This window comes from Streptomyces sp. NPDC048057, from assembly GCF_040653095.1.
Classification (GTDB): domain Bacteria; phylum Actinomycetota; class Actinomycetes; order Streptomycetales; family Streptomycetaceae; genus Streptomyces.
This window is the reverse complement of record NZ_JBEZNF010000055.1, coordinates 1-19,621: the sequence shown is the minus strand read 5'-3', so window position 1 is coordinate 19,621 and position 19,621 is coordinate 1. Positions and strand designations below refer to the sequence as shown.

The following is a 19,621-nucleotide window of genomic DNA, read 5'->3' as shown; positions in this document are numbered from 1 at the left end:
CTGTCCGGGCAACAGCCGGAGTTGTACGGATGTCCGCCCGTGACGGCTGTCGGGTGCCGGTCGGTGAGCAGGCGCCACGATCGAGAACGGCGGTGTGCAGTGGAAGCACGGAGTACGGAGGACCCGGCGGGTTCGGAAGAGGTCACGGACCTGTTCCGCGCCATCGGCCGCATGATCAAGTCCGCCCGGGAACGAGCCGGCCTGAACCAGCGGCAGTTGGGCCAGCGAGTCGGCTACGGCGAGGAGCAGATCTCCTCGATCGAACGCGGCCGACGCACGCCGCAGCCGGAGTTCCTGGTGACGGTGGACGGGGTGCTGGAGTGCGGTGGGCTGCTCGCCGTGCTGGCGGATGATGTCGCACTAGCGAAGGCGCGGAGGAGGGTGCGGCATCCGGAGTGGTTCCGGGACTATGCGGACCTGGAAGCGAAGGCAGTCGAGGTCTGCTTCTACAGCACCTTGATCGTCCCGGGACTGTTCCAGACGGAGAGGTACGCGAGAACGGTCTTCACCGCGAGGCGCCCCCTCCTGGACGAGGACACCATCGAACAGCGTGTGGCCGCCAGGCTCGCCCGACAGCAGATTCTGACCCGTTGGCCCCCTCCGACCGTGACGGCCGTCATCGAGGAGTCAGTCCTGCGCCGGGGCATCGGCGGGCGCCAGATCCAACACGAGCAGTTGGAACACCTATTGGAGCTGAGCCACCTCCGCAACGTCGAGATCCAGGTGCTACCGCTGGACTGTGAGAGCCACGCAGGCATGGACGGGCCGTTCATCCTCCTCACTCCTCATGGAAAGCAGCAGGTCGGGTATAGCGAGGTGCAGGGCTTCAACCGGCTTGTCACCGCCCCGGAGGAGGTCCGTATGCTGGCCGCACGCCACGGGAGCATCCGAGGCCAGGCACTCAGTCCGTCCGGCTCCCGGACGCTTGTCGAGAATCTGCTGGGGGAATCATGACGAACGGGCAGGCCCCACAGCTCCACTGGTCCAAGAGCAGTCACAGCGGTAGCGAGGGCGGCGAGTGCGTCGAGGTCGCCACCAGCGCCGATGCCATCCACGTACGCGACACCAAGAACCGCCGCGGCGCCCAGCTCACCTTCACACCCGCCGCATGGACCGGCTTCATCACCGGCCAAGCCGCACAACTTAACTGGCGCAAGAGCAGTCACAGCGGTAGCGAGGGCGGCGCATGCGTCGAGGTCGCTGCCAACCCCGACGCCATCCACGTACGCGACTCCAAGAACCGCCGCGGAGCCCAACTCGCCTTCACACCCACCGCATGGACCGGGTTCATCGCCGGGCAGCGCACGCAGCCCGATGGGTTCACCGGCCCGGCCCGCGATTGATCGCGGATGGCGGGACAGCTCCTCACCCGTGCTGTTCCGCCATCTCAACGCGTCGACCGCGTGTCCGTCGGCACGACGAGGGGTGTGCCGGTCTCGGGGTCGGGGATCACGGTGTTGGGGAGTCCGAACACCTCGTTCACGAGGTCGGCCGTGACGGTGTCCGCCGGCCGGCCGGCAGCGACGATCCTGCCGTCCTTCATGGCCACCACGTGCGAGGCGTAACGGGCGGCCTGGTTGAGGTCGTGCAGCACCGCGACGATGGTGCGGCCCTGCCCGTTGAGGTCGTGGAGCAGGTTGAGGACGTCGATCTGGTGGGCGATGTCGAGGTACGTGGTGGGCTCGTCGAGCAGGATGAGCGGCGTCTCCTGCGCCAGGACCATGGCGATCCAGACGCGTTGCCGTTGTCCGCCCGACAGCTCCTCCACCCGACGTGGCGCGAGCTCCGCGACGCCCGTTGCCGCGAGGGCTCCCCTGACGGCCTGCTCGTCGTCGCGTGACCACTGGCGCAGCGGGCGCTGGTAGGCGTACCTCCCCCGCCCGACCAGTTCGGCGACGGTGATCCCGTCGGGTGCGGTGGCGGTCTGGGGCAGCAGACCGAGCAGCCGTGCGGCGGCCTTCGGCTGGTAGGCGGCGATGGCCTTGCCGTCGAGCAGCACGGTTCCGGCGGTGGGCTTGAGAAGACCGGCCAGGGCACGCAGCAGGGTGGACTTGCCGCAGGCGTTCGGGCCGATGATCACGGTGAAGGAATCCGGCGGCACGACGAGGTCCAGGTCCTCGACGATGGCGCGGCTGCCGTAGCCCAGGGTGAGGGCTTCGGCGCGGAGCCGACCGGGGGTTGCGGGCGCGTGGGCTTCGGGGACGGAGGGGGAATGCGTCGTCATGGGCGTCTTCTGGCTTGGTGGATGAGGAGCAAGACGAGGTAGCCGCCGCCGAGGACGATGGTGACCACTCCGACCGGCACGGTCAGCGGTATGACGTGCTGGGCGATGAGGTCGGCCCCCAGCAGGAGCGCTCCGCCGACCATCCCCGTCACGCCGAAGGGGATCTGGGGAGTCCCGGCGAGCCTTCGGGCGATCTGCGGTGCGGCCAGGGCGATGAACGCGATCGGGCCGGTCACCGCCGTCACGACGCTCACCAGCGCGACGGCGACGGCGACGGCCGCCGGTCGTGCGCGGCGCACCCGGACGCCGGTCGCCCGGGCCGTGTCGTCGCCGAGGTCCATCTGACGCAGCGCGGGGGTCAGCAGCGGGGTGCACGCCAGGAGGAGGAGTACGCAGACGCCGGCGGGGACCACGGTCGTGGTGGTGACGCTGTTGAGCGTTCCGGCACCCCATGCGGACGCGAACAGCGCGGTCTCCACGTCCACGCGCAGCAGCATCCAGGTGTTGACCGAGGCGAGCATGGCCGACACCCCGATGCCCACCACGATGAAACGGAACCCCTGGAGCCCGTCGCGGAAGGCGAGCAGGTAGACGGCGAGTGCCGCCAACAATCCGCCGACCAGGGACCCCGCCGTCAGCAGGGGCCAACTCCCGCCGAGCAGCAGCAGCGCGATGAGCATTCCCGTGAAGGATCCGTTGGCGAGTCCGACGATGTCGGGGCTCGCGAGCGGATTGCGCGTCACGGCCTGGAAGATGGCGCCCGAGACGGCCAGCGCTGCCCCGAAGAGGACGGCGGCTGCCGCGCGGGGCAGCCGCCACTCCAGCACGACGGTGCGGGCGAACCCTTGGGTCCGGCCCGTGAACACGCCCAGGACGTCCCGGGCCGTGAGCGGGAAGTCGCCGAGGGCGAGGGCCGCCACCGCGCCGACGGCGATCGCCGCGGCGGCGAGGAGTGCGACGGCGACGGGCCGCACCCCGAGCACGACGTTCAACCGATCGGTCCCGACCATCACACGGCGCCGGCCGGCGGCCAGTACGGTGCCCTTGCGCGACGGGGCGTCGGCGCGCGGTGGCGCGGTGCCGTTCACAGGCCGCTCGCTTGCGGGCGTCGTACGAGGGCGATCAGCACCGGCGCGCCGACGAAGGCGGTGACGACGCCGGCGGGCATCTCGCTCGGGAGGACCGCGACCCGGCCGAGCACGTCCGCCACCAGCACGAGCGCGGGAGCGACGAGCAGCGAGCCGAGGATGATGCTCCGCTGGTCGGCCCCCACGGCCCAACGGACGACGTGCGGGACCATCAGGCCCACGAACAGGATCGGCCCGGCGATCGCGGTCGCCCCTCCCGCGAGCAGGGTCACCGAGGCCAGGACGGCGAGGCGCACCCGGCGCACGTTGACGCCCTGGGCGAGCGCCACGTCCTCGCCCAGGGCGAGGGAGTTGAGGCCGGGTGCCACCAGGACGGCGAACAGCACCCCGATGGCCAGCAGCGGAAGCACGGGCAGCACGACGTCGTAGCCGCGCTCCAGCAGGCTGCCGGCGCTCCAGCCGCGCATCCGGTCGAAGGAGTCCGGGTGGGTCAGGACCAGACCGGTGGTGAGGCCGGAGAAGACGGCGCCGACGGCGACGCCGGTGACCGTCAGTCGGATCGGGCCGCCGCCGTCCCGTCCGGCGGAGCCGATCCCGTAGACCACCGCCGTCAGCACCAACGCGCCGGCACAGGACAGCCAGACGTAGCCGAACGGGCTGGTGACCCCGAGGAAGGTCATGCCGACGGCGACGGCGAACGCCGCACCGGCGTTGACGCCGAGGATTCCCGGATCTGCGAGCGGGTTGCGGGTGAACGCCTGGATGAGCGCACCCGCGACCCCCAGTGCCGCGCCGACGCAGAGGCCCGCGACCGTGCGCGGTACCCGCTGTTCCCAGACGACGAATCGGGACTCGTCACTCCCCTCGCCCAGCAGGGCGTCCAGCACGGTCGAGGGGGGCAGGGGGTTCGCGCCGACGAGCAGGGACGCGATGACCACGACGGCGAGGACCGCCGCCGCGGCGCCCGCCCACACCGCGGACGAGCGTACGGCGGCGGGCCCGGGTTCGGAGTCGGGGACGGGTTCGGGGACGGGCAGTACGCGGTCGCCCGCCTTCCGGGCGCGTATCGGTGCCACAGTCGTTCGTTCGCTCCAGTCGCGTCCGTACGCCGACTACTTCGAAGCCGCCAGGATGCGGTCGAGGTCGTCGAGGACCGCCATCCCGCCGCGCGGTCCGACACCGGCGATCCAGAACGACTGGTCCACCGCGTGCGGCTTCGGGAACACCTTCGCGTTCTTGCGGATCGACTCGGGAACGGCGTCGCCGGCCTTCACGTCAGCGGCCGTCACCAGCACCAGGTCGGCCCGCGCCTGGGCGACCCGCTCGGGGGAGATGTCCACCGAGATGTCCTTGGCCCAGTCCTGCTTGGGGATGGTGAACCCGGCGCATTCGAGGGTGCTGCCGGCGAAGGACGTCGGACCGTACAGGCTCAGGACTCCGTCACGGGGGCGGATGAGCTGAGCGGTCTTGCCCTTGGTCTGATGAGTACCGGCGACCTCGGCGCACCGCTTCTCGTACGTCCCGAGCAGTGCGGTGGCCCCCTTCTCGTTCCCCAGGGCGCGGGCGACCAACTGCACGTTCTCGGTCCACGGGTCGGTCTGCGTGGCCATGAAGACGGTGGGCGCGATCGACGAGAGCCGCTGGTAGAGGGCGGAGTGCCGGGACTCGGTGCCGAGGATGAGGTCCGGGTCGAGCGCGGCGATCTTCTCGATGTTCGGCTCGGGGACCGTTCCCACCGACGCGATCCCCGAAGCCTTCTCCCCCAGGTACGCGGGGACTCCGGCCTTCTCGTTGAAGAGCGCCGCACCGACCGGAACCACGTCGAGGGCGATCGCGGTGTCCAGCTGCACGGGTTCCAGGACCACGACGCGCTGGGGCTTGTGGGGAACCTTCGCCGTGCCCCGGGCGTGCTGGACGTCGTGCGTGCCGGAGGCGGCCTTGTCGGAACCCGCGCCCTTCCCCGACGTCCCCTCGTCCCCGGAACACCCGGTGAGGACCAGCGCCGCGACGACGGGGAGGGTGATCGCCGTCAGGAGACGCCGAGGAGAGCCGAGGGTTCTTAGCGGACTCATGGGATGGTTCCGTTCACGAGAAAAGGCGACGACCCCACGGAAGTTAGCTTAGGTTTACCTAAATCGGCAAGATCCGGCCCGCACCCCCGCGACCTGCCCTGACTCCGGACCTTCACGACCTCACTCGGTCGTGCCAGTACCCCTGGGCGTGGATGCGGTGGGGAGGGACGCCTGCGGCACGCAACCGGTCCCGCAGCCCGGCCACCCGGGTGCTCTCCGTCGCCAGCCAGGCGTAGAACCCCTCGCCCAGCGCCGCTGCTTCGGCCCCTCGCTCCGCGATCCAGGCGTCCACCGCCGCCGTCAGGGCTCCCGTCGAGCCGTCGCGGCGCCGGTGGGCCGTCACTTCATGGCCCGCGCGGGGTTCCCCCATCACCGCCACGTCGGCGGCGTCCCCCACTTCGAGGACGGCCCGGACGCGAGCCGAGGGCCCCAGCGAGGACATGATGTTGCGGATCGCGGGAAACGCCGTCTCGTCCCCCACCAGCAGGAACCGGTCCGCCCGCCCGGGACTCCACTGGATTCCGTACGAGGGATCACTGCGACGGACGTCGGGGCCGGACAGCAGGACGCGCTCCCCCTCGCGCGCACGAGCCGCCCAGCCGCTCGCGGGCCCCGGACGGGCGTGCACGTAGAAGTCCACGTCGACCTCGCGCGCAGCAGGCCGTATCCCGCTCGTGGTGTAACTGCGCATCGCGGGCCGCTCCGCCTCGGGCAACGCCCGCCACCTCGCCCGCCACTGCGACTCGGGGAGGACGTCGCCGTCGAAGTCGAAGGCCGCCGCGTATCCGTCCTCGGGAACGAGGAGCTTCACCCGCTGGTCCAGGCCGTACGGGGCGAACACGTCGAGACTCGGGCCGCACAGGGTGAGCCGTACGAACCCGGGCGACAACCGCCGCACGGCGCGCACGCGCGTCTCGAACAGGACGTTGGGGGAACCGTGGAACGGCGACAGCGACATCGAGGAACGCACTCCAGCCTCGTACGGCGGTTCAAAAGCAGCTTCAGCGGCGGTGGGCGTGTGGAGGTCGCCACCGACCTCCACACCCACCACATGGGCCGGATCCACCGCCGGCGTCGGGCGGAGCCGGTCGCGTGGACCGGGCCGCCCGACGCCGAGCGGGGTCACACCAACTCGGGCTCCGGCTTCGGCTCCCGGGCCGGGGCCGGCTTCGCGTCCCACTGACGTGTGGTGCGGACGTAGCCGTAGATGACCGAGGCCATCGACAGCAGCAGGAGGGGACCGAACACCCACGGGTAGTCGGCCATCTCCGTCGCCAGGAAGCGGTACGACACCAGGAGCGCGGCGAAGACCCCGGCGCCGAAGGCGACGATCTGGGTGGCCGAGCGGTCCCAGCCGCGGTCCAGGCCGCGCAGGGCCGCCTCGATGGTGAGGACGAAGACCACGCCGGCGATGAGGTCCACGCCGTAGTGGTAGCCGAAGCCCAGCGTCGCGGCGAGCGTGGCGATCAGCCAGAACGTGCCGGCGTACTTCAGCAGGCGGGGGCTCCTGCGGGTGTGGACGAAGATCGCGACGGACCATGCCGTGTGGAGGCTGGGCATGCAGTTGCGCGGGGTGAACTCGTCGAAGGTGAACGCCTCCGGGGTGCCGATGGACGGCAGTGCGTTCGGCCAGACGTCGGCCGCCGCCCAGGAACCGCCTTCCGCGCCGTAGGCGTAGATGGGTCCGACCACCGGGAAGATCATGTAGATGCCCGGTCCGAGCAGTCCGATCACGAGGAACGTCCGGACCAGGTGGTGGCTGGGGAAGGCGCGGTCCCTGGCCACGTTGCGCAGTTGGTACAGCGCCGCCACGACCGCGGCGACGGCGAGTTGGACGTAGACCCAGTCGAGGACGTTCTCACCGACCGTGCCGGTGGCTTCGACGACCCGGCCCACCAGCCAGGACGGGTTGCCCAGCGCCTGGTCGGCGGTGACCAGGTAGGGGTCGAGCACTTCCGGCTTGGTCTTGGAGGTGATCAGCAGCCAGGCGTCGCCGGTCTTGCGGCCCGTCACCAGGATCAGACCCAGTCCGACGCCCTTCAGCAGCAGGGTGCGCTCCGCGCCGGTGCGGCGCGTGACGGCGATGACCGCGCAGGCGACGATCACCCACAGCGCCCCGCTGCCGGAGCCTATTCGGGCGTCGAGCAGCCAGCGCACCAGCGTGAGGACGAGGTCGATGCCTATCGCGGCGCCGAGGGCGATGAACCGCTGCCGCCAGGTGAGCACCACCATCATCAGCGCCAAGCTGGCGTACAGCAGCGGCCCCGACGCGGGCTTGACGATCAACTCGCGCGCCTGGGTGGTCATCGGCCCGGGCAGACCGTAGTGGCGCGCGGCGATCTCCAGTGCGACGAGGAAGCCGAGGGTCACCGCGCCCGCTGCGCCCCACAGCAACACCCGTGGCCGACGCCACCCGGTGGGCGGCTTTCTGCTACTTATTCGCGAAGCATCCCGCGATGTTACACGTATCAATGATTTGGCCGATTTGCTTGATTTTTGGTTAAAGACAGCTTTCGCGCCGAATGCCACTGTTTCCAGTGAAGGGAGGGTGATCAGGGCGATCGTCGCGAATTCGATCATGTTAGCGAAGTGGTGCGGGTGAGTTCCGCCGGTCGCTGCGGTCCCCCGCGCCCGCACCGCACAGGAGAAGAAACCCAACCCGCGCTCCGCGCGAAGCGCTCCACCGTAACCCGCGCCGTCGGCGCCGTCGGACGGATGTGGCGCACCTTACGCGCGGGCCGCGGAGTCCCGGTGCGGGGCGGGCCGGCGCATGCGGTCAGACCGCTGCCGTCAGCCGGCGCAGACCCGCGTACTCAAGGGCCGCGTACACCGTGACGACGAGCGCTCCGACCAGCAGGAAGACGACTCCGAAGCCGGTGAGGGAGATCGGGTCGACGAACGCCATCACGACGCAGCCGACGCCCGAGAGCAGATTCACGGCGATCACCACCCGGGCGATCACGGGGCGGATCACCGGAAGACGGGCGATCAGGAGCAGGGCGACGGCCCCGGCCATTTGATAGCCGCCGAACCCGAGGGTGAATCCGGTGGGCATGCCCGTCAGCTCCCCCAGCGGGACGGCGGCGACGATCAGGACGGCGGCCATCACGGCGGTGCTCACCCCGTCGACGCGCACCACCAGGCGCAGCAGCCGCGCCGGGTCGTCGGGGCGGGCAGCCGGTGCCGGGTTCACCACGGGGGTGGCGGGCGCGGGCCGGGCGTGCGTCATCGCGGACTCCTTCACATCGGGGACGTGGCCTCACGGGGAGGGGCGCCCACCGTGACACGTGCGACGTCATGGACTCCATGACCTCCCAGGTCATGGCCTGACCGGCGGGCATGACTACGGTGAGGGCATGGACGACGACGATCCGCGCCGCGTCGGAGGGCTGCTCCGGGACTGGCGGCGGCGCAGGAAGCTCAGCCAACTCGACCTGGCCCTGCGGGCGGACACCTCGACCCGGCACCTGTCCTGCATCGAGACGGGCCGGGCGCGCCCGAGCCGGAGCATGGTGCTGCGGCTGGCCGAGCACCTGGACGTACCGCTGCGGGACCGCAACGGGCTGCTGCTCGCGGCCGGTTACGCGCCCGCGTACCGCGAGAGCCCGCTCGACAGCGGGCGGATGGCCATGGCGCACGCGGCGCTGCGGGCGATGCTGGCCAACCACGAGCCGAACCCGTCGGTCGTGATCGACCGCGTGTGGAACATCGTCGACTGCAACGCGGCCATGTCGGTGCTGCTGGACCCCGTTCCGGCCTGGTTGACCGGTCCGGACGCGAACGTCATGCGGCTGATCCTGCATCCGGACGGCCTCGCCGGGCAGTGCCTGAACTTCGCCGAGGTCCGCGGGCACGCCCTCGCGCGCCTCGCCCACCAGGCCGCCTCGACGGGGCACCGCGAGCTACGGGAGCTGTACGAGGAGGTCGCCGCGTACCCCGTACCGCCGGACGCGGACGACGTGCCCGCGCCGAGCGACCCGGGCGGGTTCACGGCCCCGCTGCGGGTGCGGACGCCGCTCGGGGACCTGTCGCTGTTCAGCATGATCGCCACGTTCGGGGCACCGGCGGACGTGACCCTGTCGGAGCTGGCGGTGGAGACCTTCTTCCCCGCGGACGAAGCGACGGCCCGGGTGCTGCGGGACCTCAGCGCCGCCATCGGGGCTCAGGGGAAGTGACGGGAAGTCGCGCATGCGTCAAGGGGTGCATTGACTCCTCAGCCCACCGGCGGTTGCATGCCTGACGGTCCTCCAGTGGAGATCTGGAGGAGGTCCCGTGACACATCTGGGGGGAAGATGAGAGGAATCGCCAACCGGAGCATCACCAGACGGGTGCGGGCCGCCTTGACCGCGGCGGTCGTGATCGGCACGGTCGCGGCTGTGGCGCCCTCGACCGCCACAGCCGCCGCGCCGGGGCCGACGGGCGCGGCGGGCGGTCTCAGCGTCGGCGTCGAGCGGATCAGCGTCGCGACCGACGAAGGCTACGGCGCCGCCTCGATCACGCCCGACGGCCGCAGCATCGTCTTCACGTCGCTGAAGAACGGCCCGTCACAGGGCGGCAACGAGGTGTACGTCCGCGACTCAGCGGCGGGGCAGACCAGGACGGAGCCGATGGTCGAGGGCTGGACCCCGGCGATCAGCGGCGACGGGAAACAGGTCGCCGCCAACGCTCCGTTCCAGGGGAGGACCCCCGAGCGGATCCAACAGCGTTCTTTGGACCTGGGTGTCCTTCCCGTCGCCTGCTACCGCTGCAACCAACCGTCGCTGAGTGGGGACGGCCGCTACCTCGCCTACGGCGTCCTGCGCTACCCGGGACTGCTCCGAAGCGTCGTCGTCGCGGACCGCAACGGCGGCGTCGAAACCATCGCCGCGCTCAACATCTCGGCCCCGGCCCGGCCGTCCATCAGCGGCGACGGCCGCCACGTCGCCTACCAGGACCTGGCGTACCAGACCGAGGGCGTCTATCTGCGGGACCGGACCGCCGGCACCACGTCGGGCCCGCTGGAGGGTCCGGCCAGGAGCGCCTCGCTCGTCCAGCTCAGCGACGACGGCAGCAAGGTCGTCTATCTCTCGGGCTCCGACACCTACGTCCACGACATCAGCTCGGGCACCGCCCAACTGGTGCCGGACGTGAAGGGGGTGGCCATCGACCCCACCGGCCGCCACCTGCTGTACGCCCCGAACGGCACGAGCGGGCCGTCGCTCGTCCTGCGCGACCTCCAGACGGGCACCGACCGGACCGTCTCCGACCAGCCCGCCACGGCCGAGGTCGACTCGGTCAGTGCCGGCGGGCGCGAGGTCGTCTTCCAGTCCGCGGCCGACTCCGTCGTCCCCGGCGACACCAACGGCACGTCCGACGTCTTCGTCCGCCGCTTCTTCTGACCGGCCCGGACAGACCGGGCCCACCGGGCCGGACCGGATCAGCGGTAGTAGATGGCCGTCCGCTGTCCGTCCACCTCGTGGATCTGCACCGGGGTGTCGAACACCTCGGTCAGCACCTCGGCGCGCATCATCTCGTCCACGGTGCCGGAGGCCGCGATGCGGCCGTCGCGCAGGGCGATGACGCGGTCGGAGTAGGTCGCGGCGAAGTTGATGTCGTGGACGATGAGGACGACCGTCTTGCCGAGTTCGTCCGCGGCCCGGCGCAGTTGGCCCATCATCCGGACCGAGTGCTTCATGTCGAGGTTGTTGAGGGGCTCGTCCAGGAGCACGTACTGGGTGTCCTGCGCCAGCACCATCGCCACGTAGGCCCGCTGGCGCTGGCCGCCGGAGAGCTGGTCGAGGTAGCGGTGCTGGAGGTCGCCGAGGTGGAGGAAGTCCAGGGCCTCGTCGACGTGGGCGACGTCCTGCTTGGTGAGCCGTCCGCGGCAGTGCGGGAAACGGCCGAAGGAGACCAGCTCCCGCACCGTGACGCGGGCGGTGAAGTGGTTCTCCTGGCGGAGGATGGACAGCACCCGGGCCACGTCGCGGGACTTGGCCCGGTGCACGTCGAGGCCGTCGACGGTGACCGTGCCCGACGTCGGCTCGGCGAGCCGGCCCACGATCGTCAGCAGGGTGGACTTCCCGGCGCCGTTGGGGCCGACGAGCGAGGTCACCCCGCCCGCCGGGATCCGGCCGGACACCGGGCCGAGCACCACGTGCTCCCCGTACGCCTTGCGGATGTCGGTGAACTCGATCACAGGGTGCCCTTCCTGAGGAGGTGCGCGAGGAAGACCGCTCCGCCGAGGAACTCGATGACGACGGTGAGCATGCCGGAGGCGTAGAAGACGTGTTCCAGGATGAACTGGCCGCCGACCAGGGTGAGCAGACCGATGAGGAAGGCCATCGGCAGGACGGCGGCGTGCCGATGGGTGCCGGTCATCTGGTACGCGAGCATCGCGGTGACGAAGCCGAAGAACGTCATGGGGCCCGCGAGCGCGGTGGACATCGCGATCAGCAGGGAGACCAGCAGCAGCATCACGGTCAGCTCGCGCTTGTGCGCGATGCCGAGGTTGGTGGCGGCGTCGCGCCCCAGCAGCAGGGCGTCCAGGCGGTGGGCGCGGTGCCACACGACGACGCCGGCGACCACGCAGACGAGGGCCGCGACCGGGAGGTACGCCACCTCCGCGCTGGTGAGCCGGCCGAAGAGACGGGTCGCCAGCACGTCGTACTCGGAGGGCGAGAGCAGCCGTTGGAGGAAGTCCGACACGCTGCGGAAGGCCAGCCCGAGCACCACGCCGACCAGCAGCATGACGTGGAGGCTGCCGCCGCGCCCGGAGAAGAGCCAGCGGAACAGCAGCATGGTGAAGCAGACCATCAGCAGGGTCTGGGTGATCAGCTTCGGCATGCCGTCGGTGGCGGCGAGCACGCTGCCGCCGAAGACGGAGACCAGGAGGGTCTGCATCAGGATGTAGACCGCGTCGAAGCCCATGATCGACGGGGTGAGGATCCGGTTGTGGGTGATGGTCTGGAAGACCACCGTGCCCACGGCGTGGGCGAAGGCGACGACCGCCATCGTCCCGACGACGGTCAGCCGCCGCTCGAAGGCGAAGTCGAAGGAGCCCTGGATGAAGAGGAAGAGGTAGCAGACCACGGCGGTGGCGGTGAGCACCGCCACCACGGCGAACCGTGCGGGCACGGGCAGGCCCGTGCGGGGACGCGCGCCCCTGCGGTCGCCGCGGTCGCTCCGGTCGTCGGCGGGAGTGCCCGCCGAGGTCGCGGGCAGTGGAGTCTCAGACATGGACCTTCTCCCGCTGACGCAAGATCATCACGACGAACACGACCGCTCCGACGGCACCGAGCACCACCGTCGCCGGGATCTCCAACGGAGCGACGACGAGCCGTCCCACGAGGTCGCAGGTGATCAACAGCGCCACGCTGCTGAGCACCACCCAGGGCAGGTTGCGGCGGATGTCGTCGCCGCGGGCCATCGAGACGAGGTTGGGGACGATCAGCCCGAGGAAGGGGATGAACCCCACGACGACCGTGGTCACGCCGGTCGCCAGGGCGACCATGGTGAGCCCGATGAACATGATGCTGCGGTACGGCAGCCCCAGGCTGGTGGCCGTGTCCCGGCCGAGCCCGGCGATGGTGAAGCGGTCGGCGGCCAGGTAGAGCCCGACGACGACGGCGCCCACCACCCACAGCGGCTCGTAGTTTCCGCGGACGATCGAGCTGAAGCCGCCCGAACGCCAGGTGGCGAGCGTCTGGAGCAGCTGGTTGGAGGAGGCGATGTACAGCGTCAGCGAGCTGATCAGGGCGCCCAGCATGATGCCCACGATCGGCACGATGACCTGCGACTTGAGCGCGATCCGGCTGAGCACGACCAGGAAGACCAGTGCTCCGACGAAGGCGAAGGCGCTGGCGGCGCCCATCTTGACCAGGGGCGACGCGGTCGGGGCGAGCAGGGTGAGCAGCAGGACGCCCAGGGCCGCCCACTCGCTGGTGCCGGTGGTGGTCGGCTCGACGAAGCGGTTCTGGACGAGCATCTGCATGATCACGCCGGAGACCGCCATCGCGGCGGCGGCGAGGACCAGGGCGAGCGTTCGCGGCACCCGGGAGATGAGGAACATGTTCCGCGCGTCGGGGTCGGTGAACAGCGCGCGCAGATCGATGTCGTAACTGCCCACGAACAGCGAGGCAGTGACCAGGGCCAGCACACCGACGGTGGCCAGCAGCAGGGGAAGACGGCGCATCGGGCTTCCGGACGGGTGGGTGGTGACGCGGCGGCGGCCCCGACCACGGCGAGGTGGTCGGGGTCGCTGCCGCACCGACGGGAAGGGGTCAGCCGGCCTTGCCGAAGGCGGTCGCCACCTGGGTGAAGGCGTCGGTGTACGCCTGGATGCCCTCGGTCAGGTAGAAGTCGTTGTCCAGGTAGATGACCTGGTCCTTGGTGCGGAAGGTGGTCTTCTCCCACGCCTCCATGCTGTCCACGACCTTCTTCGCGGGCACGGCCGTGGTGCCCTCCTTGGCGCCCACGGCGGCGTCGCGGTCGAGCAGGATCACCCAGTCGGGGTTGAGCTTCGCGATGGTCTCGGGGGCCAGCCCGGAGTTGTCGTGCACGGAGGTGCTCTTCTCGCCCTCGGCGCTGAGCACGTTCTTCAGGTTCAGCGGCTGGGTGAGGCGGCCGATCCGGCTGGCGCCGTTGTCCACCTTGCCGGCGCTGGCGACGCCGAGGAAGACCTTCTCGCCCTTGGTGGCGCCGGTGGCCGACTGCTGCGCCTTGTCCAGGGCGGCGACGATCTCCTTGGCCTCCTTCTCCTTGCCGAAGATCTTGCCGAGGGTCTCGGTCTGCCCCTTCAGGGAGTTGACGTATCCGCCCTTGGCCTCGTCGGACGGGGCGATGTCGATCGTCTTGGCGATCTTGGAGAGCTTGTCGTGGTGCTCGCTGAAGCGGTAGCCGCCGATGATCAGGTCCGGCTCGCTGGCGTTGATGGCCTCGAACTTCGGCTCGTGGTGGATGCCGGCGTCCTGGATCGAAGAATCGTTTCTCCAGTCGTCGTAGCCCTCCTTCGGCAGAAGCTGCTTGGGCACCGAGACCGGCTTGACGCCGAGCGCCTTGAGCGTGGCGAACGAGGTGTTGTCGAGGGCGACGACCTTCGCGGGCTTCAGCGGGACCTCGACCTCGCCCTTGGCGGTCGTGATCTTCACGTTGCCCTGGCTCTTGCCCGAGTCCGACGACGCGTCGGACTCACCACAGGCGCTCAGCACCAGACCCGTGCACAGGACCGCGGAGGTCAGGACGATGGACTTGCGAAGGCGGGCGGAACGCACGGCGGGGAGCTCCTTGCACTAACGAGGTCTGATGGGGACCGACGGGCAGCCGACGTCGCGCAGCGCGGCACGACGGCAGCACGACACGACAGGGCACGACAGCAGCAGGGCACGGCACGGCATGCGACGCGACGACCCAGCGCTCAAGACTTCGCTTAGCCTAACCTAAGTATTTGGGACATCAATGCTCACCCCGACGATCCGCACCACCGCCGTGACCTCGGCGAACGGATCCACAGTCACGGGTCGACCGAAGCCGGCCCGCCGCGAGATCACCCGAGGGGCGCGCCGCATCGCCGACGCCGCCGCCGCGTGACACCTCGCCGTCGACCGCCTGAGACGCAGGTCACAAGAGCGGATGTCACATCGTGAGCGGCGGTCGGGTCATAGGGGTGCAGGCATCGACCACGACCCAGGAGCACGCCATGGACGCCCGTCTCAACCTCTTCAAGAACCCGACCATCGCCGCGGTCTTCAAGCACGTCAACGCCGCCGGGAAGGCCGTCGCGGCCTCGGGCGTGCCCGTCGCCACCCAGGAGCTGGTGAAGATCCGCGCCAGCCAGATCAACGGCTGCGGCTTCTGCACCGACATGCACACCAAGGAGGCCACGCACGCGGGCGAGACGGCGACGCGCCTCAACCTGATCGCGACCTGGCGGGAGGCGACGGTGTTCACCGACGCCGAGCGCGCCGCGCTGGAGCTGACGGAGGAGGGCACCCGCATCGCCGACGCCGCGGGTGGCGTCAGCGACGAGGTGTGGGCGCGGGCCGCCAAGCACTTCGACGAGGAGCAACTCGCCGCGCTGATCGCCCTCATCGCGCTCATCAACGCGTACAACCGGATGAACGTGATCGTCCAGCAGCCCGCGGGCAGCTACGTGGTCGGCCAGTTCGGGTGACCCCGCGCCCGGAGTGACCCGCCGGTGCCGTCGAGGTACGGCAGCGGCGCTCGCGCTCCCGCCCCGGGGACCGCTGCGGACCCCGGGGCTCGCCCGTGCCGGCCGCCGACCGCGTTCATCCCTCGCCTCGTACGGCCGGCTCCAGACACACCGTCATCTCGTCCGTGCCGACGACCAGCAGCCCGCGCGGGGTGAGCGCGAGGGCGCGCACGGGCGGGCCCGGGCGGAAGAAGGCGCGCCCGCCGCCCTCCTCTTCGTACGGGGGGTGGACTTCGACCAGGCCGTCCGCCCAGGCCACGGCCAGCGCGGGCCAGGGCCCCTGCCCGGTGCGGGCGGCGGCCAGGGCGACGACGGGGACGCCCGCCCGCTCGGCCACCGGGGCGGGCATCGGATCGGTCGCCGGACCCCAGGCCCGTACCCGCCCGTCCGCGCCACCGCTGTACAGCAGGTGCACCGGCGCCCGGTCGGCGTCCGCGCCGCCCAACTCCGCCACGGCGACCGCGGTCACCGGCCCGTCGTGCAGCACTGCAGTGCATGCGTCGGCGTCCGCGCCGGCCCCCGGCGGCAGGCCGTACGCGTGGACGACGCCGGCGTCGTCGCCCGCCACCAGCAGCCCGGTCACCGCGGCCGAGGTCCGCACCCCGTGGCGGGCGAGCGCGCGCCCGACCGTACGGATCCGCTCGGCGAGCACCGCGGAGCCGTCGTCGACGAGCGCGGCAAGACCGGTCGCCTTCGGCACCGCGAGGTCGCCGTGGAGCGCCAGGTCGCCGTGCCGGTCCAGGGTGAGGACCGTGCCGTCGCCCAACGCGGCCACCGCGACGGCCTGCGGCACCGTCCGCGGCAACCGCCCGAGCGCCGTGGCGTCGGCCGCCCGCAGGGAGCGCAGGGCGCCGAGCGGGTCCACCGCCAGGAGCCGGCCGTCCAGGGCGTCGTACCCCGCGGCCAGGGCGACGACGGGGCCGGGCCACGGCGGCAGGAGGTCATCGCGCACCCGGCTCCACACCAGCCGCCACGGCGCGCCGTCCGCCAGCGCCGCCAACTCTCCCGCGAGCCGCGGGTCGGCGCCGTCGCCGAGGGCGGCGCGCAGCACCAGGGCCCGTACCGCCGGGTCGTCCTCGGTGGACAGCGACTGCCCAGCGCGCAACCACGCGCGGCGCAGCCCGCCGTGGTCCTCTTCGGTGGTCTCGTACGCGGTGGTGACGGCCAGCGGATCGGCGGCGACGACCCGCGCGGGCTCGGCCAGGTCCACCACCTCGGCGGGGCGCGCCTCCGGCGCCGGGGCCGGTGCGGCGGCGGCCCGCCACTCCTCGTGCCGTACGGGGTCCGTCCAGCGGGCGTCGTCGAGGTCCATCACGGCCGACGGGTGCGCGGCGAGGCGGGCGTGGGCGGGGCTGGCCGCGGTGGTCTCGACGAGCAGCCGTACGTGCGTCAGGGGCAGCAGCGCCTCGATGAGGTCGACCAGTTCCCGCGGGGTGGCCGCTCCGTCCAGGTCCGCGAGGACCAGCACCGCGGGGCGCTCGTCCGCGGCGAGCGCGGCCACCAGTTCGGCGGGGGCGCGGGCGACCAGCCCCAACTGCGCCGCCACCTCCCACACCGCGCCGCGCACCCCCGTGCCCCGCAGCGGCACCGTCGCGTGCACCCGCCGCGCCGCCGGGGTGCCGGGGCGCATGCCGTGGCCCGCGAGCCAGGCCAGCAGCCCCGACTTGCCGCTGCCCGCACTGCCCGTGACCAGGCACAACCGGGGCGCCGCCGGGTCGGCCAGCCATGCCAACAGGGCCGCCGCGGCGGGCTCCCGCCCCCACGCCGGGCGCTCCCACTGCCGTGCCTGCGCGTCCACCATCTGATCCCCCGTCACGGCGCCGGTCCTCACGGCGCGCGGTCCGCGACCTGACGCGCCGGCCAGGGACGATACGCAAGGGGACGCCCGGACGGGAACCCCCTGCCGTGACGTCGTACGACGGCGTCGGTCACCTCCCGCCCCGGATGCCCCCGTCCCACGCCCGCTCGGTCCAGCGCTGGGCGTCGAAGCCCGCGGGCACCCGGCCGCACGGGGAGAAGACGGAGACGGCGAGGATCCCGGTCTGCTCGTACCAGGTGACGTCGAGGGTGTCGTCGGTCTCCGGGGCCCGGTAACGGATGCTCAGTTCCGAGGCGACGCCGTCGCTGACGAGCTCCCACCCCGCCTGCGCCATGCGCTGGCGCACGCGCTGCTGGCCGGCGGCGGCGTCCTCGCGGGTCGTGTCCGACGCCCGCCAGGAGAGGGTGAAGCTGTGCACGCCGGGCTGGTCCTCTTCGATGCGGACGAGCCCGCGCACCCCGCGGTACGCGCACGTGCCGGCCCGGGCGGTCGGGTCGACCGCGGTCCCCGACAGCGCCATGTCGCCGTAGACCAGCACGGCCTGTTCGTGGAGCCGGGCGCCGACCTCGTCGGGCGACACCTCGGGGTACGCGGTGCCCCGCCAGAGGAAGGAGCCGACCGCCACCAGCACGACGGCGAGGGCACCCGCGCTCCACAGGACCACCCGCAGCGGGCGGCGCCGGGTCGGGCGAGCGGGCCGCGGCGGCCAGCCGGGGCCGGGCGGGAAGGGTGACGGCGGTGTGGACATGCCCGGAGCGTACGAGCCGGCACCGGGCCCCGCCTCGGCTCGGGTACTCATCCCACGGTGAGTACGCCACCGCCTCGCCGGGCCACCCCCGGAGACCCCCGCGCGCTTCCCGGCGCGGTCTGGACCTAGCCGCGATTCCCTTGCGGGAGCGTTGGTCTCTGCGGCTCGGTGGTGGGCTGTTCGCGCAGGTAGTTCCGACACCCTGGGAACTGCCCGGCGCGGGCCGAACCCGCAGGTCAGCAGGGGTATCGATGACTACCGCCGTACTTCCCGAGCGCGCCAGCAAGCAACCTTCGCTCCCCCTAAAGAGTATGGAGGAAACAACTACAAGCGCTGGTGTGTGCCCGTGCCACGGTCGCCCTCAGGTGGACCTACTGCTGCGAAAGTCCAAGGTGGTGCGCGAGGGGGAGCGCGCACTCAGCATCCGGGATCAAGAAGACCGGGGCCGACGCTGGGCCGACGAGAACGGGTACTGCGTCCGGAAGGTATGGCGCGAGAACCTGTCGGCTTGGTCGGACATCCGGCGCCCCAAGTACGACGCGGCGATGGCTGCGGTACTGGCCGGTGAGGTGCCGTGTCTGTGGGTGTTCGCGCTCGACAGGTTCTCGCGCAAGGGTGCGGAAGCGGTCGTGCCGATCTTGGGGCGCGCGCGGGTCATCTTCGACTATGAGCGCTTGGACTCGATGGACGAACGCGACAGGCGTTGGATCATCGACCGCGCCGAGAACGCACGCGAGTACTCGCAGCGGCTGAGCTACAACGTCAAGAGCACCAAGGCGACGCAGCGGCGCGAGGGCAAGTGGCTCGGTCGGGCCCCGTTCGGCCTGGTGGTCGACCCCACCACGCGGAAGCTGCGCCCCAACACAACCCCCTACATGTGCCTGGTAAAGGGGCAGAAGGAAGTCACCCCGTGGGAGGTGATCGTTCGCGTCTTCACGGAGATAGCCGAGGGGGTGTCATCGCATGCACTGTCACGCAAGTTCAACGCTGAAGGGCTCCGGACACCGTTGGGGGCGGTGTGGCGGGCTGACAGCGTCGGTTCGTCGTCGCGCGTCCCACCGAGGGCGCCGCCAACGCCGTGATGCACCAGCTCGCGGCCGTACTGCGTCGAAGCGGGCTCACTGCCCGGTACGGGCTCTGCGTCGAGCGGTACTCCGGCCCCCTGCGATGGGCGGTCTACCTGATCGACCGGACCCCCGCCGTGGGTGCTCCTGGCGCATGGGAACGAGCCTTGATGTCCCTCGCGCTTGCCGGCTGACGCACAAATGAAAGTGCCCCACCGAGTCAGCTAGCGAGACTCAGGTGGGGCGCTCTGGCTTCCTACGGGGCTGGTCGTCAGACTGCCGAACTCCGTACCTACCATGTCGGTGCTGCGGTCGCTGAAGGGCTCTATTGATCAGAAACTCATTGGGTTCACTCGTCGAGGATGTAGCGGACGTGCGGGGCTTTGAAGTAGCCGGTGACGACGTGGGGCTGACGCTGTC

Annotated in this window: 19 protein-coding genes; 6 read left to right on the top strand and 13 right to left on the bottom strand. The window is 71.2% G+C overall.

Annotated elements, in window-relative coordinates; genetic code table 11:
• The first annotated feature begins 171 nt into the window (after positions 1–171).
• Both AB0E05_RS35690 and AB0E05_RS35685 read left to right on the top strand, forming a co-directional pair.
• Positions 172–954, top strand: coding sequence for a helix-turn-helix transcriptional regulator (locus tag AB0E05_RS35690; protein ID WP_361971624.1), 783 nt, complete (start codon positions 172–174; stop codon positions 952–954).
• On the top strand, positions 951–1,343 hold the full coding sequence (locus tag AB0E05_RS35685; RefSeq protein ID WP_361971622.1) for a DUF397 domain-containing protein: 393 nt from the start codon (positions 951–953) through the stop codon (positions 1,341–1,343). Before AB0E05_RS35690 ends, AB0E05_RS35685 begins: the two co-directional genes overlap by 4 nt.
• Before the next feature lie 44 nt (positions 1,344–1,387).
• Here the strand turns inward: AB0E05_RS35685 and AB0E05_RS35680 are convergent, their stop codons facing one another.
• From AB0E05_RS35680 to AB0E05_RS35650, 7 genes are all read right to left on the bottom strand, one after another.
• Positions 1,388–2,224 carry an ABC transporter ATP-binding protein gene (locus AB0E05_RS35680; RefSeq protein ID WP_361971620.1) on the bottom strand — a complete coding sequence of 279 codons (837 nt, stop codon included), beginning with the start codon at positions 2,222–2,224 and terminating at the stop codon, positions 1,388–1,390.
• A complete protein-coding gene (locus tag AB0E05_RS35675) occupies positions 2,221–3,312 on the bottom strand; it encodes an iron chelate uptake ABC transporter family permease subunit (protein WP_361971618.1) in 1,092 nt (363 codons plus the stop codon). Before AB0E05_RS35675 ends, AB0E05_RS35680 begins: the two co-directional genes overlap by 4 nt.
• Positions 3,309–4,388: an iron chelate uptake ABC transporter family permease subunit gene (locus AB0E05_RS35670; protein ID WP_361971616.1), complete on the bottom strand. Its 1,080-nt coding sequence runs from the start codon at positions 4,386–4,388 to the stop codon at positions 3,309–3,311. Before AB0E05_RS35670 ends, AB0E05_RS35675 begins: the two co-directional genes overlap by 4 nt.
• A gap of 36 nt (positions 4,389–4,424) precedes the next feature.
• Entirely contained in the window at positions 4,425–5,384 is a 960-nt protein-coding gene (locus AB0E05_RS35665) for an iron-siderophore ABC transporter substrate-binding protein (protein ID WP_361971614.1), read from the bottom strand.
• Positions 5,385–5,496: 112 nt separating this feature from the next.
• The gene (locus AB0E05_RS35660; protein WP_361971611.1) at positions 5,497–6,342 is read right to left on the bottom strand and encodes a siderophore-interacting protein; all 846 of its coding nucleotides are present in this window, start codon (positions 6,340–6,342) and stop codon (positions 5,497–5,499) included.
• Between the two features lie 164 nt (positions 6,343–6,506).
• Positions 6,507–7,778 carry a phosphatase PAP2 family protein gene (locus AB0E05_RS35655; protein WP_361971649.1) on the bottom strand — a complete coding sequence of 424 codons (1,272 nt, stop codon included), beginning with the start codon at positions 7,776–7,778 and terminating at the stop codon, positions 6,507–6,509.
• A 382-nt stretch (positions 7,779–8,160) separates the two neighbouring features.
• Positions 8,161–8,613 (bottom strand): hypothetical protein, encoded by a 453-nt coding sequence (locus AB0E05_RS35650; protein WP_361971609.1) that lies wholly within the window; start codon positions 8,611–8,613, stop codon positions 8,161–8,163.
• Between the two features lie 127 nt (positions 8,614–8,740).
• Between AB0E05_RS35650 and AB0E05_RS35645 the strand changes: the two genes are divergently transcribed.
• Positions 8,741–9,559 carry a helix-turn-helix transcriptional regulator gene (locus tag AB0E05_RS35645; RefSeq protein WP_361971607.1) on the top strand — a complete coding sequence of 273 codons (819 nt, stop codon included), beginning with the start codon at positions 8,741–8,743 and terminating at the stop codon, positions 9,557–9,559.
• Positions 9,560–9,676: 117 nt separating this feature from the next.
• Entirely contained in the window at positions 9,677–10,762 is a 1,086-nt protein-coding gene (locus AB0E05_RS35640; protein ID WP_361971605.1) for a hypothetical protein, read from the top strand.
• A gap of 38 nt (positions 10,763–10,800) precedes the next feature.
• On the opposite strand, the gene AB0E05_RS35635 is transcribed toward AB0E05_RS35640, so the two are convergent.
• The 4 genes from AB0E05_RS35635 to AB0E05_RS35620 form a co-directional block, all read right to left on the bottom strand.
• Complete coding sequence (locus AB0E05_RS35635; RefSeq protein WP_361971603.1) at positions 10,801–11,559, bottom strand: ATP-binding cassette domain-containing protein; 759 nt, start codon at positions 11,557–11,559, stop codon at positions 10,801–10,803.
• Positions 11,556–12,599, bottom strand: coding sequence for an iron chelate uptake ABC transporter family permease subunit (locus tag AB0E05_RS35630; protein WP_361971601.1), 1,044 nt, complete (start codon positions 12,597–12,599; stop codon positions 11,556–11,558). The genes AB0E05_RS35635 and AB0E05_RS35630 overlap by 4 nt, the downstream gene beginning before the upstream one ends.
• Positions 12,592–13,554 carry an iron chelate uptake ABC transporter family permease subunit gene (locus tag AB0E05_RS35625; protein WP_361971599.1) on the bottom strand — a complete coding sequence of 321 codons (963 nt, stop codon included), beginning with the start codon at positions 13,552–13,554 and terminating at the stop codon, positions 12,592–12,594. The genes AB0E05_RS35630 and AB0E05_RS35625 overlap by 8 nt, the downstream gene beginning before the upstream one ends.
• Before the next feature lie 88 nt (positions 13,555–13,642).
• The gene (locus tag AB0E05_RS35620; RefSeq protein ID WP_361971597.1) at positions 13,643–14,632 is read right to left on the bottom strand and encodes an ABC transporter substrate-binding protein; all 990 of its coding nucleotides are present in this window, start codon (positions 14,630–14,632) and stop codon (positions 13,643–13,645) included.
• 425 nt (positions 14,633–15,057) lie between these two features.
• Between AB0E05_RS35620 and AB0E05_RS35615 the strand changes: the two genes are divergently transcribed.
• Positions 15,058–15,531 carry a carboxymuconolactone decarboxylase family protein gene (locus AB0E05_RS35615; protein ID WP_361971595.1) on the top strand — a complete coding sequence of 158 codons (474 nt, stop codon included), beginning with the start codon at positions 15,058–15,060 and terminating at the stop codon, positions 15,529–15,531.
• Between the two features lie 115 nt (positions 15,532–15,646).
• On the opposite strand, the gene AB0E05_RS35610 is transcribed toward AB0E05_RS35615, so the two are convergent.
• Positions 15,647–17,386, bottom strand: a complete 1,740-nt coding sequence (locus tag AB0E05_RS35610; RefSeq protein ID WP_361971593.1) for a hypothetical protein — start codon at positions 17,384–17,386, stop codon at positions 15,647–15,649.
• A gap of 112 nt (positions 17,387–17,498) precedes the next feature.
• Complete coding sequence (locus AB0E05_RS35605; RefSeq protein ID WP_361971591.1) at positions 17,499–18,137, bottom strand: hypothetical protein; 639 nt, start codon at positions 18,135–18,137, stop codon at positions 17,499–17,501.
• A 365-nt stretch (positions 18,138–18,502) separates the two neighbouring features.
• On the opposite strand from AB0E05_RS35605, the gene AB0E05_RS35600 reads away from it, so the two are divergent.
• Entirely contained in the window at positions 18,503–19,219 is a 717-nt protein-coding gene (locus AB0E05_RS35600; RefSeq protein WP_361971589.1) for a recombinase family protein, read from the top strand.
• The last annotated feature ends 402 nt before the right edge of the window (positions 19,220–19,621 follow it).

What these genes read in the sequence shown, in the direction of transcription:
- AB0E05_RS35690 (WP_361971624.1), top strand. Translation starts at nt 172, where the DNA reads ATGATCAAGTCCGCCCGGGAACGAGCCGGCCTGAACCAGCGGCAGTTG.
- AB0E05_RS35685 (WP_361971622.1), top strand. Translation starts at nt 951, where the DNA reads ATGACGAACGGGCAGGCCCCACAGCTCCACTGGTCCAAGAGCAGTCAC.
- AB0E05_RS35680 (WP_361971620.1), bottom strand. Translation starts at nt 2,224, where the DNA reads ATGACGACGCATTCCCCCTCCGTCCCCGAAGCCCACGCGCCCGCAACC.
- AB0E05_RS35665 (WP_361971614.1), bottom strand. Translation starts at nt 5,384, where the DNA reads ATGAGTCCGCTAAGAACCCTCGGCTCTCCTCGGCGTCTCCTGACGGCG.
- AB0E05_RS35660 (WP_361971611.1), bottom strand. Translation starts at nt 6,342, where the DNA reads ATGTCGCTGTCGCCGTTCCACGGTTCCCCCAACGTCCTGTTCGAGACG.
- AB0E05_RS35650 (WP_361971609.1), bottom strand. Translation starts at nt 8,613, where the DNA reads ATGACGCACGCCCGGCCCGCGCCCGCCACCCCCGTGGTGAACCCGGCA.
- AB0E05_RS35645 (WP_361971607.1), top strand. Translation starts at nt 8,741, where the DNA reads ATGGACGACGACGATCCGCGCCGCGTCGGAGGGCTGCTCCGGGACTGG.
- AB0E05_RS35640 (WP_361971605.1), top strand. Translation starts at nt 9,677, where the DNA reads ATGAGAGGAATCGCCAACCGGAGCATCACCAGACGGGTGCGGGCCGCC.
- AB0E05_RS35630 (WP_361971601.1), bottom strand. Translation starts at nt 12,599, where the DNA reads ATGTCTGAGACTCCACTGCCCGCGACCTCGGCGGGCACTCCCGCCGAC.
- AB0E05_RS35625 (WP_361971599.1), bottom strand. Translation starts at nt 13,554, where the DNA reads ATGCGCCGTCTTCCCCTGCTGCTGGCCACCGTCGGTGTGCTGGCCCTG.
- AB0E05_RS35615 (WP_361971595.1), top strand. Translation starts at nt 15,058, where the DNA reads ATGGACGCCCGTCTCAACCTCTTCAAGAACCCGACCATCGCCGCGGTC.
- AB0E05_RS35605 (WP_361971591.1), bottom strand. Translation starts at nt 18,137, where the DNA reads ATGTCCACACCGCCGTCACCCTTCCCGCCCGGCCCCGGCTGGCCGCCG.